This window comes from Fibrobacter sp. UBA3629 (genome assembly GCF_002374005.1).
Lineage (GTDB): Bacteria > Fibrobacterota > Fibrobacteria > Fibrobacterales > Fibrobacteraceae > Fibrobacter.
On record NZ_DFLC01000040.1, the window covers coordinates 134,491 to 151,190 of the forward strand.

Genomic DNA, 16,700 nt, shown 5'->3' on the forward strand with positions numbered 1-16,700 from the left:
CAGTTTCGTTCTAGGAGAAAATCTTTCCGAGCAATTCCAGGGGTTTCACGAGTATAGGGATATTCTTGTATAGCCACGCAAGCGATTTTGCGAAGGCGTAGCTACGGATAATGTAGGCACCGGCTGCACCCACCTTCTTCGTCTGGAATTCGAAGGCTTCCTTCGCATGCGCAATCACGTCGTCGTAATACCCGTCGATATGCACCGACCTGTCGGCATTGACCGTGACAGGCAAATTTTTCAGGTTCGTATAGAAATCGCGACGCAGGATTTTCGGCAAGAAGAGGTTCATGCTTTCTGGGACCTTGCGACCGCGCGTATCGATAATGCGGGACCCGAAAAAGTGGAGAACCTTCGCCGTAGGCAAGAACCGGTTACCGTAAGCGAGTTGGCAGTTCCATCCACCAGGCATCTCCTTGATGGCATAACCCGACCTGTAATCCGTCTCGGCTAGGCTCGCCATATCGTAGGGGAATCCCTTCGTCACGCACTCCTCCCAGAGCGTATGCCAGGTCTCGAAGAACTTGTGCATCTCGGGAGTGTCCGGCACGTACATCACGCCGCTGTTGAAAAGCTGGTCGTTCAGAATCGGCGAAAATCCCATGCGTTTCGCGTTGTTCAGGACCTTCTTGCGGTTGATTGCCTTCGAGAGGTTCGTGTGGAAGTCGAGCACCGCGTAGATGCCGCCTTTCCATTCCTCTGGAATTGAGAGGTCACCCACGACAGCGATATCGGAATCGAGGAACAAGAAATCGCCATCAATCACGTTCCTTATCGAGGTCTTCAGGAAACGCGAACGAAGCATCGGGGTGAGTTTTTCGTCAAGCGTGAGCGCCTTGATCTCGTCGACCGCATCCTTGAGGGCGGCACGGTTACCGGTGAGAGTCGCAAGCGTCCTGTCGTCGGTCAAGAGCGTCACAAATGCACCCGGATTGTGGACCCGGAGAGATGCAACCGCCACGAGCGTCTGCTCGCAATAAAAATCCTTCGGGGAACTTGTCAGGACAAAAACATACTTGGTCATGGAATCAAACCTCTCAAATGGAAAAATAGATTTATTTGCGCACGAACGGACCTCCAGCCCGGTCATTATCCGATGAATTAACTATATTGCAGGACGAAATAAAGCGGGGAAGAACCTTTCCTTCCGCAACTCCAGGAGTCAAAAAATGTTCAAGACCATCGCTATCGGCTGCGACCACGCCGCGTTCGAATACAAGGAAAAGCTCGTCAAGTTTCTGGAAGGCAAGGGCTACAAAGTCCTTGACATGGGAACGGACTCCACGGAATCGTGCGACTACCCGATTTTTGCGGACAAGGTCTGCAACAAGGTGACTAGCAAGGAAGCCGACTGCGGAATCCTCATCTGCGGCACGGGCATCGGCATGAGCATGGCCGCGAACAAGCACAAGGGCATCCGTGCGGCAGTCGTAGGCGACCTCACCTCCTGCGAATTCACGCGTCTCCACAATGACGCGAACGTGCTCTGCATGGGAGCCCGCATCATCGCCTACGCCCAGTGCGAAGTTTTCGCCACCAAGTTCCTCGAAACGGAATTCATGGGCGGCAAGCACAAGAAGCGCATCGACATGTTCGAGCCGGCATAATCACAACTTTTTGCTCCTTTTTCGCATTTTTTTTGCTAAATTACTTGATGTATGGTACAGTTTAGTCAAACTTCATGGCAAGAGTTCTCGCTTCCCAATGTCCTGGAAACGCTTCGATACGCTCCCATGAACTTGACTATCGGGAAAACCCCGCTCCTTCACTACGTATTCCCCCAAGAACTCGTTCCCGGTGCGACCATCCGCTACCACCTCCAGTGCGGGTTCAAGGCCATCAAGTGGACCGGCATCATCAGTTCGGTCAAGGAAAACCAGGTCACCGTCCGCCTGGGGCAGGGTCCGTTCCGCGGATTCACGGGCAGCCATAAGTTCGCCCCCGAAGGCCACATGACCACCTGCTACGACGAGTTCTCCTTCCAGGGCTTCATCGGCATATCCGAGGAGGTCTTTGCGGGGCTCATGGCGAACGCGAACCTCGTTTACGGCATTTTTGCCCGCAAGGATACCCGCGACGTGATGCTTTCCATCGAATCCCAGAAAAAGACGCAGGCGTTCGAATCCCTCGACCTGGGTGCCACGGCGGGTTAAGCCCGCACCGGGGGTTCCGCCATGTATTCCTCACTGGAACAAGCACTGCTTGACCTGGAAAAGGCAGGCATGCTCAGACGTATCCACGAAGAGGTGGACCCGTACCTGGAAATGGCAGAAATCGCCCGGCAGGCATCCGACAGCAAGGGGCCGGCACTGCTTTTCGAGAAGGTAAAAGGGAGCAGGTTCCGCGCCGCATGCAACATCTTCGGCACGCGCGAACGCATGGACTTTTTGTTCCACGACACGCTCGAAAGCACAAGGACCGCGGTCCTGTTCAAGTCGAACCCCGCAGAATTCTTTAGGCATGCGGGCCCCGCCACGTTGTTACGCGCGGCCAAGGCAGGCATCCGTTCACTCCCCAGGTGTTCGGGCAGCATCCGCGACTTCGAGGAATGCACGCTCGCCGACCTCCCGCAAATCGTAGGCTGGCCCGAAGACGGCGGGCCGTTCCTCACGCTCCCGCAGGTGGCGACACTCCCGAGTGACGGCGCGAAGATTCTCACTGCGAACCTCGGCATGTATCGCGTGCAAATCGCGGGGAACGACTTTGCCCCCGACGAATGCGGCATCCACTACCAGATTAACCGCGACATCGCACGGCACCACCGGAAGGCCATCGAGGAAGGCCGCGCTCTCAAGGTGAGCGTATTCCTGGGCGGGCCGCCCGCACATACCGTCGCCGCAGTGATGCCCATGCCCGAGGACCTTTCGGAACTCACCTTCGCCGGAATGCTCGGCGGGCGGCGTTTCCGCTACTTTATGCACGAGGGCTACATCGTCTCGAGCGATGCGGACTTCTGCATTCTGGGAGAGGTCGCGCCCGAACTCAAGCCCGAGGGGCCATTCGGCGACCACGTGGGCTACTATTCCGGCAAGCACCTCTTCCCCTACCTGAAGGTAAGGAAGGTACTCTGCAAGAAGAACGCGATTTACCCGTTTACCTCCGTAGGCAGGCCCCCGAAAGAAGACACGATTTTCGGCGAGTTCATACACGACATTACCCGACCGATGGTCCCCTCGTCGCTCCCGGGCGTAGAGGCAGTCCACGCGGTCGACGCGTCGGGAGTGCACCCGCTGTGCCTCGCCATTGCGAAGGAAAACTTTATACCCTACATCAGGCCCGAGGAACGCGAACCGCTCGAACTCCTGAAGACGGCCAACGCGTTGCTCGGTTTTAACCAGGTATCGCTCGCGAAGTACCTGATACTCGCCGCGAAAGAAGACGCGTCCGGATCGCTGGACGTCCGCGACGTTCCCGCATTCTTCGCGCACGTACTGGAGCGCGTAGACTTCGCACGTGACCTGCATTTTCAGACATCCACCTTCATCGACACGCTCGACTACACGGGAACGCGTCTCAATCACGGCTCCAAACTCGTGATTGCCGCAGCAGGCGTCAAGTGCCGCGAACTACGCAAGTGCACGGGCGACCTCGACGGGCTCAAGCTGCCCGTGGGCTTCAGCAATGCACGAATCGCCATGAAGGGCGTGCTCGCCATACAGTGGGATGGCGGCAATAACGGTAGCGTATTAAACGGCGGCGCCCCCGCTCCCGAAAACATCGCACAACTCCGCGACGCCCTCGCAAGCTGGGAAGTCCGCGAGAACTACCCGTGGGTGAGTATCGTGGACGACACCTCCACCATCGGGGGCAACACGCAAAAGAGCCTGGACGATTTCCTGTGGCTAACGTTCACGCGTTCCGACCCCGCGCAGGATATCTACGGACTGAACGAACGCTTTGTTCAGAAGCATTGGGCTATAGAGGCCCCGCTCATCATAGACGCGACCATCAAGCCGCGCCACCAGAAGGCGCTCGAAGTTCCGGACAACGTTGTTTCAAGAGCGAAGGAGGTTCTAGAAAATGCACGCTAGAGCCACCCCCGCCAGAGCCAGGACTCTACTTTTAACGGCAACAATCCTCGCCTCGGCGATTGTCCCCGCACAGGCGCACAAGTGCGGGACCATATTTTCCATCGACAATTTCCAAAAAAAAGGAAAGGCGCCCATCTCCGCGAGGAGTACACCAAGCTTCTGCGAAGCCGAAGCCTACTACGACAGCGTCTACAGCGAAGAAACGGAACACTTCCAGATTTTCTATACTCTCTCGGGGCTCCACGCCACGACGCTTCCGTTCATCGACAGCCTCAAGGCATCCCTTGAAAACGCATTCGAATTCGAAGTCGACAAGCTCGGCATGCGAAAGCCTCAGGGTCGCGATACGACGCACCATTACAGGCAAGCCGTCAAGGCAGGGCTCTACCCCATCGAGGTTGTCGAAATCGATTTTTTGCGCGACCCCTACGACGTCCTAAAAGCCGCAAGCTGCAACGGATGCTTCGGAATCACCCACCCCGACTATAAAAAGGACTACCGCAAGTCGCAAATCATCATCGACAACGACTTCTATTACGTTCCCGAATCCGGAGTGACGACAGATACGGTAGATGTCGGAGGCAAGTCCTGCCCGTACACAGTTTCTACCGAACCCCTTACCAACGCCGCATACGGATACTCCTATGCGGAGGAATGGGCGAAGGGCATCCGCGTCACCGCATTCCACGAATTCTACCACGCAATCCAGTTGCAGTACATGGACCTATTCAAGTACAGCACGTTCTGGACAGAAGCTTCCGCGGTCGGAATCGAGGAAGCCGGCGCTCCCGACATCGACGACTACTTTTTCCACATTTCCACCTTCATGCAGGAAACGGGGTCATCCATCGACAGGATGAGCGACTATGGCGTGAGCCTCCTGTTCATCGACCTCTACAACCACATCGACAAGTTCTTCGACAGAAACATCTGGGAACAATACGCGAAGCATCCCGGCACACCATTCGAAGAGGTTCTGAAGGCCGTTCTTGGCCAAAAAGGACTCGACATCGGAAACGTGTTCCACGACTTTGCAACCAGGCTCTCCTTCTCCGGGATCCGGGCCGCCGCCATCGATTCCAGCGAATGGATTTCGCCCGATCAACCGCGCTGGAACAATCCGCTGATTCGTACGAGGGAATCGTTCGAGCCCGACACCACCAACTTCGCCTACTCGTTCTTCAGGGGCGGAATCCCGAACATCAAGGACTTCAAGGGAAAGATAACGGCGGCTCTCTTCCAGTTCGGCAAGGCCGAACTTCGCAAGGTGCACACGACGGCGACTCTTGATTCCATCGTGAACGACAGTTTTGCCGCCGATTCCCTCACATGGATTTTCAGCCGCATCGATACCGCAAAATACATTCCCATCCTCGTTCGCGATTCCACGCTGCGAGCCTACCCCGTGCCCTGGCGCGGATCCGGGCAGCTCTGCTTTACCCCGCTGCCCGAGTCAAAAAACTTTATCGAGATAAGGAACGGGCGCGGGGAACTCGTCATGCGCGAGCCCTACACGAGAGCGGCGCACTGCATCGACGGCGACATCATCAAATCGAAAATGAAGCCGGGCGTATATCGCTTCCGCGCCGGTTCCAGCGGGAAGACGGAAAAGTTTATCGTCGTTTATTAGAAGTCAAAATGCCCGTATCGGCAAAAAATAGGACTAAATCGAAGAAAAAACCGTTTTAGTCCTATCTTTGAAGCGCAAAATCACTAAATCATAGGATTAAACACTCCAAAAAAAGTGATTTAGTCCTATCTCAGCAAGAAGTTTTGGCGAGTTGAGTTAAAACGCTTAGCAAAAACGGGTCTTTGATAGGACCAAACGCTCCAAAAAAGGCAGGTTAGTCCTATTTTAGAGCAAATCCCCGATCCACGGGAAGAGATTGTCCTGTCTTTCGAGTTTGACAAGGAGCGACGTATCGGGTTTCTTGCGGCCCATCGCAAGGCCAGTCATAGCTGCGGCATAAAGGGCGCAAACATTCTTGTAATGGCCGTTTTCACGAGCCTTCGCATATTCGGCGGCAGACCTGTTGTGAATCATGAACGCCCAGTCCGAAGCCTGGAACAGCAGGAGTTCGCGCGCCATCTGCTCGTAGAACCGTCGGAAGAGTTTTGTCTGCGCGTTCTTGCCGCTCTTTTCGCAGGCGACAAGAGCCTTCTTGAACGAATCCATCATCCCGCGCATACGGAAAAACAGCGGATAAGCAAAACAGACCTCGTCGTTCATCCAGACTTCGCCGAAGCCGCCCTCGCCCCATGACGAGAATATGGGACTGTGGACATCCGAATCGCAAGAAGAATGCATCGTGGATTCGAGCGAGGCCATTTCCACGACATTCGAACTTGCGGCACGTTCAAACATTTTCTCGATAAAGAGCGGTCCTTCGAACCACCAGTGCCCAAAGAGTTCCGCATCGTAGGGACAAAGTATCGAAACCTTATTGCCGTCCATCTTCGGGAGAAGCTCGGTGACGGTCGCCTCGCGGTTCGCAATAAAGAGTCGTGCGTGGTCTTCGGCAAGGCGCATCGCATTCCACGGGCGGTAAATCTGTTTTTCCTCGCTGCCAGTAATCCGGTAATACTTGAGGCCCGTTTCGATAGGGGTATCGCCCGCCATGAAATAGTCGCCGAGATAACCGGGGGTGCGTTCGGTCGCGATATCCTTGAAGAACTCGCGATACTCGGGATGCCCGGGATAGCCCGTTTTTCGGCTCCAGACTTCCATCGAGCTGCTCTGCTCGCGGCCCATGCAATAAAGCCCCGCAGGGGTCTTTATTGGCGCAAATACGCCGTATTTGGGCGCGGGCTTTGCCAAAAGCACGCCATGGGTCTCGAGGAAGAAATATTCAAAACCGAATTCGGCAAGCAAAAAGTCGAGTCCTTCGAAGTATCCGCATTCCGGAAGCCAGAGTCCACGCGGCTTGCGCCCGAACGCTTCCTCGAACGCACGGACCGTAACGCCCAGCTGCAAGCGGATGGACTGCACATCGGACTGGTACGCAGGCAAGAAGGGATGCGTCCCCACGCAGGTCAAAAGCGTAAGTTTGCCGCAATCCTCCAGGCGCTTCAGCACGGGAACAATTTCGCAAACGCAATCGTTCTCCCAACAATCTATCAGCGCAATCTGGCGACGGTAATAGAAATCCACCACCGTAGCGAGATCCTCGTTTCCGTAGGTGCGGTCCCGCTCTCTCTCGATGAGATCCAGCTGTCGACGCAGATGCTCCGTAAACTTTTCAAGGAGCAAGGGATCGGTCATCATCGCAAGCAGCGACGACGACACGCTCAGGTTGAGAATCCCCGGCACGCCCTTCTCCTGCAGGCGCCAGAGCATCTGCACCAGCGGCAGGTAGGTTTCCGCCATAGCCTCGAAGAACCAGTTCTCTTCCAAGAACCGGTCATAGTCGGGTTCGCGCACAAAAGGCAGGTGCGCATGCAGCAGCAGATGTATTTTGCCGGGCGCGGTCAATCAACCCTCCCTGTCCAATCGAGCAGGCTCGCCTACTCGGTGCGCTTGACCACGATGGGGACAATCGTTGTCGGGAAGTCGCCATCCTTGTCGGTCGCGAACACCGGGATGATCTTCGTGGAATCGGGCAGATCCTCTTCGAAACTGAAAGTGCCGTCCGGGTTCAGCGGGAAGGGTTCTCCGCGCACCTGCAAATGGGCATCGGGACGCGTTCCGCCGTAAACGATAAGGCGAGTTTTCACCCACAGGAAAAAGTCCTTGCCATAATTCACGGAATCCTTCGGGAGTTCGAGCTTGTTGCTCTTGAGCGCCGCACTCGAAAGCGCACCCGAGGAAATGGAGCCCGAGGAACTCGAAAGGCCGCCCGCCATCTGTTCGAGCCAGGTTTTCGCGGACATGCTCGAAAGCCCCGAGCTGCCGAAGCCGCCCATGGCGGCACCGCCGAGGGACGCCTTTACGAACACGTCATCCACATTCACTTCGGAGCCTTCCGGAGAATAGGCCTGTACGGGTACGGATTCCACGAGCGGCATGAAGTTCTTGCCGTCGGCGAAACCGAGTACGGCGACCGTGGATGCGGAAGCCTTGTTTTCCACATACCAGCTGCGGGCGTCGGCGGGGACTTCCACGTCGCGGAACTTGCGCTTCTTGGCGCGCTTCACGGTGAGGTCGCCGGCAACATCGAACAGGCGGAGCACAAGCTTGCCCTTGCCCTTCTTCGCGCGCTTGATACGGTCTTCGGAGACTTCCCAGAAGGCCTGCATCCAGTTCGGATCCTTCTGCATGAGCACGAGGTATTCCGGATCAAAATTCTGGGCCATGCTCGCCGTCTTGGTGACAGGCTTCGCGGCAGCCTTCGCAGCAGGAATCTTCACGGCAGGCTTTGCGGCAACCTTGGCCGGCTTCTTGGCGGTCGACTTCAGTACGACATCGGTCTGCTCGGACGCCTTCGGGGCGGACTTGGCAGAAGCCTTTACAACGGGCTTCACCACCGCGCTTGCAATGGTCTTTGCGGCAGTCTTCACAATGGACTTTGCCGTCTTTTTCGGAGCCGTAGCCTTCGCGGCCTTATCGGCTGTCTTTGCCGCCGGCTTCTTAGCCGAGACCGTTTCGGCAGCCTTGCTTGCCACCTTCTTCACAGCCGACTTGATTGTCGCGGTCGTCTTCTTCACGGCCTTCTCGACCGTCGTCTTCGACGCTTTAGCCTTAACTGTAGCACTTGTCTTTTTCGTAGCCATTACAGCCTCCTTCAATAAAACTTACCTGCGCGTCTGTCCCCAGGACCCGATTCCCATCAAGCCGAGACGAATCGCCATGAACGTCTCTTCCCAGTTGGCCCTGGAATCAGAGAAGCGCTTGCCGCCCTGCAAAGCAAGGTCGATGGTCGTCCCCTTCTTTCCGAGAGGGAATGCAGCGCCAATAGAACCGCCCATCTCGAACACGTCCTTGATGTACCAGTTCTTGTACCAGGCGCCCGCACGATAAGAAATCCTGTCCCAGTAGGGGTCGTAGTAAAGTCCGCTTCCGTCGCGCTGGTAACCGACGGACACGACAAAATCGCTCTGCGTTTCCGTATAGGAGGGCATGTCGTAGCTGTGTCCGATATTTTCAATGTCGGCATCCCACGAGCGCCACTGCAAGTCCGCCATCACGTTATGCCGCCTGGCCAGGCGGTAATTGATACCCGTCGCAAACATTGCAGGGACATCTATGGTACGGTCGATCCTGTTCGGCACTAGCGTGTCAAGTTCCGAGAAGCGGAAATCAAAGTCGAGCTTGTTCAGGAGCGTATGCCCCGTAGTATAGGAGAAGTAGAATGACGCCACGCGGCCCCTGTACATCACGGAACCCGTGTAGTAGGCAGGATGGTTCTCTATTTCCCAAGAACCTTCCACGTAGTCCGTGAGCAAGGAGTTATTGGTCGCCCATGCGTCATCCTCGGAAACATCGCTGTTGTCGGGGCCAAGCGTAAGGCTCCTCATGTTGCTGCCCAGGACGATGTGGACCGAGAAGCCCAGCGAAACACCACGGAAGAACGGGAGCCTCACCGCATAGCTCGGGATAATCTCGTAGACGCTACCCTGGTATTCAATCTTGGCATCGGCATTGCTTACGGAATCCTTTACGTCTTCGAGAAGCGACGTCGAATAGCTCTGCCAGAGCGAGAGTCCCAACGCCCCGAAGTCCCCCATCGGGAAGGAGAGGTTGAACGAGGGAAGAGAAAGCGTCTCGGTGAAATAGCTCTTGCCGTGGCTCTCGGCAGAATACAGATCCATCAAGAAGTTCAGGTTGAACACGACCTTCGTATCGAAGGCGATTCGTGCAGGGTTCGTCACGACAAAGCCTTCGGCCTCGCCCGTCTTGGCACCGCCCGCAAAGCCACGACCCGCGGCCCCCGCAGACCCGCTAGCAATCTGCTCCTCGCCCAGAGCATCGACGCCAATCATCGAGGCAGAGGCAAGAGCCGCAAAAAAGAGGATCAATCCAAAAAGCTTTTTCATTCTTCACCCCGCTTGGTTGCAAGCCAGAGCTTCAGGGTCGCCGGCTGGTTCATCATCGATGTAAAGTCGTAACGGTTGTAATCGAAAACGCCGAGGAACACGAAGCTCGTATCCCCTTCCGCCGTCTCGTAGTTCATGTAGGTCGAATCCTTCGCCTGCAACACGGGGAAGCCAAGGCGGAGCATCATCTTGAAATTGTCCCCGTTTCGCGCCTGGTTGATGAAGCTGCGCATGCCCAGAGTGACCTGCAGCGAAAGGGAATCCCCATCAAAGAAAACCATGTTCGGATGTCCGGATTCGACAACCTGCGGGCGGTTCAGCTTGTAGTTTTCCATCTTGCGCAATTCGGTGCCCATGCTGTCGATGAACGAGCCAACAACAACCTGCACGGGCAGTCCCAGTTCGCTCTCGCTCCCGGAATCGTCCCGGGCAAAGGTGAACTGAGCAAGGACCACGGCCTGGCGCACGTCGAAGCCATCGCCTTCCGCAAACGGGAAGTCGTCGCCATAAAATTCTGCCAGGGCTTCCATAATTTCCTTGGACGGGAACTCCACGACCAGAGAATCGAAAGCACCGCCATGAAGCACCAGGCAATCGCCACAATCTTCGTTATAGGTAAGCACGTTCGCCATTCTAAAGGGCGAAGCAGCCTTATCCTTATATTCTTCATCCAAGAAAGTCCTCATGCGGAATATGGTCGCAAAGGAAGCATTGCTCGATCCGTAAAAACGGTACATGTGTTTCGCGTTCGGTGCAGAGAGACGTATCTGCAAACGGCAGGCAGGGCCCGCCTTCTTGATATCTTCCATGATGGCGAGGGGCAAAACGAACGTCACCACAGAATCCTTTGCCCCCACGGAAATTTCATAAGTCGTGTCGGCAGAATTGTCCGCCTCCCATTCCTCAAGTTCCGCGTGCCATGTAGAATCGGCAATCTTCGCAATGCTGTCGTTGAAATCCTTGGATTTTCCGCGTTCCACCTTCCAACTGACGTTCATCTCGAGCGTTTCCTCATAAGGCAAGGAATCGCTGGGGAACTCGTCCGCGGTATAGAATGGGTTGAACACGTAAAGGGCAACGAAGGAGATTGCAGAATCAGCATTGTCAAGCTCGGCAAAGAAGGCAGAATCGCGGAAAGCGATATCGAGCACCAAGTCGCGCGAAATTCCGGCCTGCGCCCCCAAGAGGGCGCGATCCGAAGCAGAAAACACCTTGCGCCCTTCATACGTCTTTGCAGACACGGGCAAAAGTCCGTCTACCGTAAGCGTCTGGACCCTGTAGCTATCCGGCAGGCCCTGGTCTTTAAGCCAGCCGCTGAGGGCGTTGTTGTCGGAATCAAACAGGCACGCCGACAGCGTTAACGCCAAAATCGTCAAAAAAGACAATAAAACAACTTTTTTCTTCTTCACTCGGTACTCCGTATCGAATTGAACACTTTTTTCGGGCATAAATATAGAAAAAGAGCCCTGTTTTCGCCCAATTTTCCCATCCAAAAGACCGTCATATCGCAATAAGCCGTCCATAGACATAAAGTCAACGGGAAAAAACAGCACTACGTGTACGCCGTTCAAAAAAAAACATATATTTTGAATAAAGTAGGAGGATTTTCATGAAGTTCAGATTACGACTAGGCAAGTTTTTACTATCCGTAACGGCCGTTTTTTGGGCAAGTTGCTCCGACAACGCCCAGCCCCTTTACGGCACTATTGGCACCGACGATTCCGCCCCGGAATCGAGCGAGTCCCTCAAACCGCCTTCTTCGGCCTCTATTGAAGAGACATCCAGCAGTTCCGAAGCGACATCGAGCGAATCTCCCGAATCGTCTTCCTCGACTCCGGCAGACAACCTCTCCAGCAGCAGCGCCGAGCAATACAGGCTCGCCAGCGATTCGAGCGTCACCTGCACCTCAGAGCAAATCATCTACAGTGAATGTGTGTACTTAAGCACAAATAGTGATAGGCCCAGAACCTGTCCTTCTCTACAAGCTGACCTAGAGAACAATACGACACGTTCTATCGAGGAATTGGCTAAAATAGAAGACGAGCTGGAAAATTGCTCCGACTTCTATGCGGAACCCGTTTACGGGGTTCCTGCATGCATGAACCAAATGAGAGTCCGCTTTGAATACAAGTGTTCCGACGGCAAGACCTATACAAATTTAAGGGCGAAGGATGGGCTAATTTATACAGAAGCCGCATATGACAGTTTGTTCAACAGCAGTTCCAGTTTCACTAGCAGCTCCAGCGAGGCTTCCAGCAGTTCCGCGGCCCCGTCCCCGCTTTGCCAAAAAACGGATTTCGCAGAAAAAAACGAAGTTTCCAACAACTGTATAAATGAAAAACTGGACAGTCTCGCTGCAGCCGGCGAAAACGTCACCGACAGCGTACGCACATGCGTCAATCGTTCGTTCCCGTATGACGAGGGCGAATACGCAAGGACCCAGATTTGTGACGGCGACACGACCGTAAACCCGCGCTACCAGGCAAAACTGGACTCCATCCGCGAAGAAGTCGGCAAGGCAATCAAGGACTGTAAAACACCCGATGTTCCGGCCGATAGCACAAAAGCACCCGCAGACAGTCTTCTCTAGCAACAAACAACTGGCAACTAGTTGCCACAATTGCTATATTTGCGCTCGTAAAATCAAGAGGACATTATGGCCCAATTTAACGCGCATTTCAGGAACATCAACGGGGACGACACCTACCCGCTGACCGACGTCATTTACAGGAGCAAAGTCGACGGCAGCCTGCTCGAAGTCGAACATGACCGTGCAGCCCTTGCCAGCAAGAGCCCCGACGAATGGAAGAAGCTCTTTGCCGAACGCCGCATGAGCTTTGAACCGGCCGACATGAGCGGCATCTGGAGCAAGCGCGAAATGGTGCTCCCCGACATGCCCCTCGAAGACATCGTGACCATGCGCGAAGGTTGGAGCCCGCTCTTTGACGCGGCCCCGCTCGCCAAGGAACTGGGCATCCAGAGCCTCAAGGTCAAGCTCTGCGGTAACTCCCACACGGGAAGCTTCAAGGACCTCGGCATGACGGTTCTCGTGAGCCAGGTGAACCACATCATCAAGAAGAAGATTCACGAAATCGACGCCGTGGCCTGCGCCTCTACCGGCGACACCTCCGCCGCTTTGAGCGCCTACTGCGCCAAGGCCGGCATCCCGAGCATCGTGTTCCTGCCCGCCGGCAAGACGAGCGTTGCCCAGCTGATCCAGCCGATTTCTAACGGCAGCATCGTGCTCGCCCTCGACACCGACTTTGACGGTTGCATGAAGATTGTCCAGCAGGTCACCGCCGACAACCGCATCTACCTCGCGAACTCCATGAACAGCCTCCGCGTGGAAGGCCAGAAGACGATTTCTCCGGAAATCTGCCAGGAAATGGGCTGGAAGGTACCCGACACCGTGATTATCCCGGGCGGCAACCTCGGCAACGTGAGCGCCCTCGCCAAGGGTTTCGAAGACTGCAAGGCCATGGGCCTCATCGACCGCATCCCGCGCATCATCGTTGCCCAGGCCGAAAACGCCAACCCGTTCTTCCAGGCTTACGAACGCGGCTTCGACAAACTCGTTCCGATGCAGGCGAAAAAGACGCTCGCATCTGCCATCCAGATCGGTAACCCGGTCAGCTACCCGAAGGCCGTGCGCGCTATCCAGAAGACGAACGGCATGGTCGTGAGCGTTACTGAAGAAGAACTCGCGAACGCCGCCCACCGCGGCGACCGTATCGGTCTCTACTGCTGCCCGCACACTGGCGTGGCACTCGGCGCCCTTGAAAAGCTCGTTGCCGCAGGCAAGATCGATAAGGAAGAAAACGTGGTCGTCATCAGCACGGCACACGGCCTCAAGTTCACCGAATTTAAGGTCGGCTATCACGAAAAGAAGCTCGAAAACATCTGCTCCAAGTTCGCGAACCCCGTGTTCAAGGCTCCGGCAGACCTCGGCGCAGTCATGGACATCCTGAAGAAAGAGATGGCCGAACGCCGTCGCTAGCGATTGTCATCCCCGCGCAGGCGGGGATCTTTTTAATGAATAGAAAAGGCCCCGCTTTTGCGGAGCCTTTCTCATATCCATTCAAGGCTATTTCTTTTTCTTGCGGCGCACGCCCCACTTGTCCTTGATTTCTTCTTCGATCCTCTTCTTCTCGTAGCGCACGACCATCTTGAACTGAACGGTGTAAACACCCGTTCCTACGAAGCGTCCGCGGTGATCCTTGAAGTTCCAGTTCACGAAGATCTTCTGGTCAGACTCAAGGCAGTTTCCGCCGAACTTCGGGCTGTTGCACGGCACTATGATAGTCGTGTCGTTCACGTACTGTCCCAGATGATCGTAGTAGTTCACGACGAAGGTAATGAACACCTTTTCCGGGTCGAGAGAATCGAGGACGGACGGGTCCACAGTACCGTCGGCAGATATCTGCGCGCGGTCAAGCAACTGCGGCACAAACCTCTCGCCTAGCTGCACCAGCTGGCCCAGCGCACCCTCCTTCTCCAAGTCCTCCTTGGTCGTGGAACCCGGCATGTAGCGCAGGGTAACGGAACTGAGCGTCTGCAACACTTCGTCTTCGCCATCGAAGGTTCCCATGTTGGTCGCTTCCACGAGGTGGTTCAGGAGGCCTGCAATCACGACCGGGCTCGGATCCTCACCCGCGACGTTGCCGAAGTTGTCCTGGATGACGCTCTTTGCGCCCTTCACGACCATGAGCGAATCGCCCGGGAGAATCGTCGAGACGCTACCGTCGATGATAACCTTCGCGCTCAGGCCGTCCGGAGACCAGTCGATACCCTTCGGCATGATGTCGATTGTATCCTTGCCGTGGATGTAGCTGAAGAAGTCGTTGCCCTTCAAATCCTTGTACTTGATAACCTCGGAGAAGTAGACAATCAGCGTGTCCGCCTTCTTGCCGTAGCTGAGCGTCACGGCAGAAACGACCGGCGACATCTTGTCGACAATAGGTGCGGCCTCTTCGCTAACGAAAGTCTGGCCCAGCACGTCGTAATAGCTATACACCGTCGCCGGCGGGAGCGACTCACTAATGTCCGTCACGCCCTTCGCAATCTGAGTCGTCGAATGGACCTTCCAGACCACGCGGCTAGAATCCTTTCCGTCGAAGCTCAAGTCGGCAGGCTGGGCCTGCAGCTGGATCATCATTCCACGCTGGCTGTACCACGGGAATGTCATGTAGAGCATGGAGAGTTCCTTCGCGGTCAGAGGCTCATCAAAATTCGTGACAATCTGGTCGAGGACACCATCGCCATCCGTATCCCAGTATTCCGCATTGGCCACAGAAGGCAGGCGGTCCACAACAGATACCGGCACCTCGCGGTCAAACTCGTCAGAAGTAATATATTTCAGGTTCGAGAGTTGAACATTGGGATGCAGGGACACGCTGTCGCGCATGTCGCCCTTGAGGCCCATCTTTTCTCCCACGAGAATCACCATGTTCCTAGTCGGCATGTAGATGTTGGTAATCTGGTCCAGGTTGAAACCGTAGCGTTCGGCTTCCTGCTTGAGCATCAACAACTGTTCCGGAGACGAGACATCCTTCGGGATGAGGTCGATGTTGAATTCCACGAACAGAGAATCGCGGCCTCTCTCGTTCCTGATGGCAAACGCATTCTTGATGACCTGGCTACCGACCTCGACAAGGTTGGCATCGCGGACGTAGGTCGTCCCGTCGTTTTCATCGGCATACGTGATAATTGCACGCGCATTATCCGGGAACTTTTCGGGGAAGATGTCTTCCAGGTCGGACACATCCAGCAAAATGCGGTCTCGGCCTGCATTCAGCTGCGGCAAATTCTTGGTCTTGAGCGTATCGCCGTTCACATAGAGCATCACCGAGGCCACCTTCAAATCGGAGCGCACGGAATCCTTCAGGACGATTTCCACATAGTCAAGCGCCTTGTTTCCGTCGGAGTCCTTGATATAGCCAAGTTCCGAATCAGGGATCGGGTCGTAGAAGTTGATGTTGTCTATAATCACCGTCGTATTCTTCACGGGATCGTAGACGATGATGGAACCGCCATCGACAACCTTGTCCGCAGTCACCCAAATCGTAACGGAACCGTCGGCATTGACGTGGATGGTATCGCTCGCGTTCGGATTTTTGGGGTCAATCAAGGTCAGGCCCGAATTGGTCGCGAACACGAGACTATCCAGATCCGTTCCAAAATACTCCGCAATCTTTGCGGAATCGAGCGTAAGGGCAACCACCTGGCCTACGCGAGCGGAATCGAGATTCGAATTCACATGGAGGTCGAGAGAAATGCTCGAGGGGTTATTCTCTTCCATGTAGTAGTTTTCGCCTATCTTAATCAGGCCCGTTCCGCTTGCAGAATCCACAGGAATGAGGACGACCACTTCCGAAACGATGGAGTCACCCTTCTCGAACTTGTCATCGGACGGATAGAAGTCGATACCTCCGCTGCTGGAGAGGTCGAAATCCTCGAAGCCAACATATACCCTAGAGGAACTGGAGCCGAAATCGATATCCTCGGAACCGGCCTTGTTGCTCGAAGAGCTGACCGTCGAAGAACCGTCCGAACTTCCCGGATTCTCACCAGCAGACGAGCCGGGGTTGTTGCCACTGCTGCTGCCCGGATTTTCGCCCGTAGAGGAACCGGGGTTGTTACCGCTGGAACTGCCCGGATTCTCGCCAGTAGAGGAGCCGGGGTTGTTGCCGCTGCTGC

Annotated in this window: 12 protein-coding genes and 1 pseudogene; 6 read left to right on the top strand and 7 right to left on the bottom strand. The window is 55.4% G+C overall.

The genetic code is table 11. The features are described from left to right. Positions 1-10 precede the first annotated feature (10 nt). Positions 11-1,024, bottom strand: a complete 1,014-nt coding sequence (locus B2310_RS12375; RefSeq protein ID WP_290732092.1) for a hypothetical protein — start codon at positions 1,022-1,024, stop codon at positions 11-13. A 145-nt stretch (positions 1,025-1,169) separates the two neighbouring features. Here B2310_RS12375 and rpiB point away from each other — a divergent pair, with 145 nt between their 5' ends. The 4 genes from rpiB to B2310_RS12395 are packed head-to-tail and all read left to right on the top strand — an operon-like array spanning position 1,170 to position 5,661. Then, on the top strand, positions 1,170-1,607 hold the full coding sequence (gene rpiB, locus B2310_RS12380; RefSeq protein WP_173364819.1) for a ribose 5-phosphate isomerase B: 438 nt from the start codon (positions 1,170-1,172) through the stop codon (positions 1,605-1,607). 51 nt (positions 1,608-1,658) lie between these two features. Further along, a complete protein-coding gene (locus B2310_RS12385; protein ID WP_173382039.1) occupies positions 1,659-2,153 on the top strand; it encodes a hypothetical protein in 495 nt (164 codons plus the stop codon). 21 nt (positions 2,154-2,174) lie between these two features. Beyond that, positions 2,175-4,031 (top strand): UbiD family decarboxylase, encoded by a 1,857-nt coding sequence (locus B2310_RS12390; RefSeq protein WP_290732095.1) that lies wholly within the window; start codon positions 2,175-2,177, stop codon positions 4,029-4,031. Continuing rightward, a complete protein-coding gene (locus B2310_RS12395; protein WP_290732098.1) occupies positions 4,021-5,661 on the top strand; it encodes a hypothetical protein in 1,641 nt (546 codons plus the stop codon). Before B2310_RS12390 ends, B2310_RS12395 begins: the two co-directional genes overlap by 11 nt. A gap of 225 nt (positions 5,662-5,886) precedes the next feature. Here B2310_RS12395 and B2310_RS12400 read toward each other — a convergent pair whose 3' ends face one another. From B2310_RS12400 to B2310_RS12420, 5 genes are all read right to left on the bottom strand, one after another. Continuing rightward, positions 5,887-7,503: a glycoside hydrolase family 57 protein gene (locus tag B2310_RS12400; protein WP_290732100.1), complete on the bottom strand. Its 1,617-nt coding sequence runs from the start codon at positions 7,501-7,503 to the stop codon at positions 5,887-5,889. Positions 7,504-7,535: 32 nt separating this feature from the next. After that, complete coding sequence (locus B2310_RS12405) at positions 7,536-8,741, bottom strand: DUF4912 domain-containing protein (RefSeq protein ID WP_290732101.1); 1,206 nt, start codon at positions 8,739-8,741, stop codon at positions 7,536-7,538. A gap of 21 nt (positions 8,742-8,762) precedes the next feature. Further along, entirely contained in the window at positions 8,763-10,004 is a 1,242-nt protein-coding gene (locus B2310_RS12410; protein ID WP_290732103.1) for a hypothetical protein, read from the bottom strand. Then, entirely contained in the window at positions 10,001-11,371 is a 1,371-nt protein-coding gene (locus B2310_RS12415) for a hypothetical protein (protein WP_290732104.1), read from the bottom strand. The genes B2310_RS12410 and B2310_RS12415 overlap by 4 nt, the downstream gene beginning before the upstream one ends. Before the next feature lie 328 nt (positions 11,372-11,699). Then, a complete protein-coding gene (locus B2310_RS12420; RefSeq protein WP_290723535.1) occupies positions 11,700-11,924 on the bottom strand; it encodes a hypothetical protein in 225 nt (74 codons plus the stop codon). A 103-nt stretch (positions 11,925-12,027) separates the two neighbouring features. Between B2310_RS12420 and B2310_RS12425 the strand changes: the two genes are divergently transcribed. Both B2310_RS12425 and thrC read left to right on the top strand, forming a co-directional pair. Then, entirely contained in the window at positions 12,028-12,594 is a 567-nt protein-coding gene (locus tag B2310_RS12425; RefSeq protein WP_290732105.1) for a hypothetical protein, read from the top strand. Between the two features lie 66 nt (positions 12,595-12,660). Next, positions 12,661-14,001, top strand: a complete 1,341-nt coding sequence (thrC, locus tag B2310_RS12430; RefSeq protein WP_290732106.1) for a threonine synthase — start codon at positions 12,661-12,663, stop codon at positions 13,999-14,001. A gap of 87 nt (positions 14,002-14,088) precedes the next feature. Here thrC and B2310_RS12435 read toward each other — a convergent pair. Continuing rightward, positions 14,089-16,700, bottom strand: a pseudogene (locus tag B2310_RS12435) (hypothetical protein); the annotation flags it as partial.

What these genes read in the sequence shown, in the direction of transcription:
- B2310_RS12395 (WP_290732098.1), top strand. Translation starts at nt 4,021, where the DNA reads ATGCACGCTAGAGCCACCCCCGCCAGAGCCAGGACTCTACTTTTAACG.
- B2310_RS12410 (WP_290732103.1), bottom strand. Translation starts at nt 10,004, where the DNA reads ATGAAAAAGCTTTTTGGATTGATCCTCTTTTTTGCGGCTCTTGCCTCT.
- B2310_RS12375 (WP_290732092.1), bottom strand. Translation starts at nt 1,024, where the DNA reads ATGACCAAGTATGTTTTTGTCCTGACAAGTTCCCCGAAGGATTTTTAT.
- B2310_RS12420 (WP_290723535.1), bottom strand. Translation starts at nt 11,924, where the DNA reads ATGATTTGCTCTGAGGTGCAGGTGACGCTCGAATCGCTGGCGAGCCTG.
- B2310_RS12405 (WP_290732101.1), bottom strand. Translation starts at nt 8,741, where the DNA reads ATGGCTACGAAAAAGACAAGTGCTACAGTTAAGGCTAAAGCGTCGAAG.
- B2310_RS12385 (WP_173382039.1), top strand. Translation starts at nt 1,659, where the DNA reads ATGGTACAGTTTAGTCAAACTTCATGGCAAGAGTTCTCGCTTCCCAAT.
- B2310_RS12390 (WP_290732095.1), top strand. Translation starts at nt 2,175, where the DNA reads ATGTATTCCTCACTGGAACAAGCACTGCTTGACCTGGAAAAGGCAGGC.
- thrC (WP_290732106.1), top strand. Translation starts at nt 12,661, where the DNA reads ATGGCCCAATTTAACGCGCATTTCAGGAACATCAACGGGGACGACACC.
- rpiB (WP_173364819.1), top strand. Translation starts at nt 1,170, where the DNA reads ATGTTCAAGACCATCGCTATCGGCTGCGACCACGCCGCGTTCGAATAC.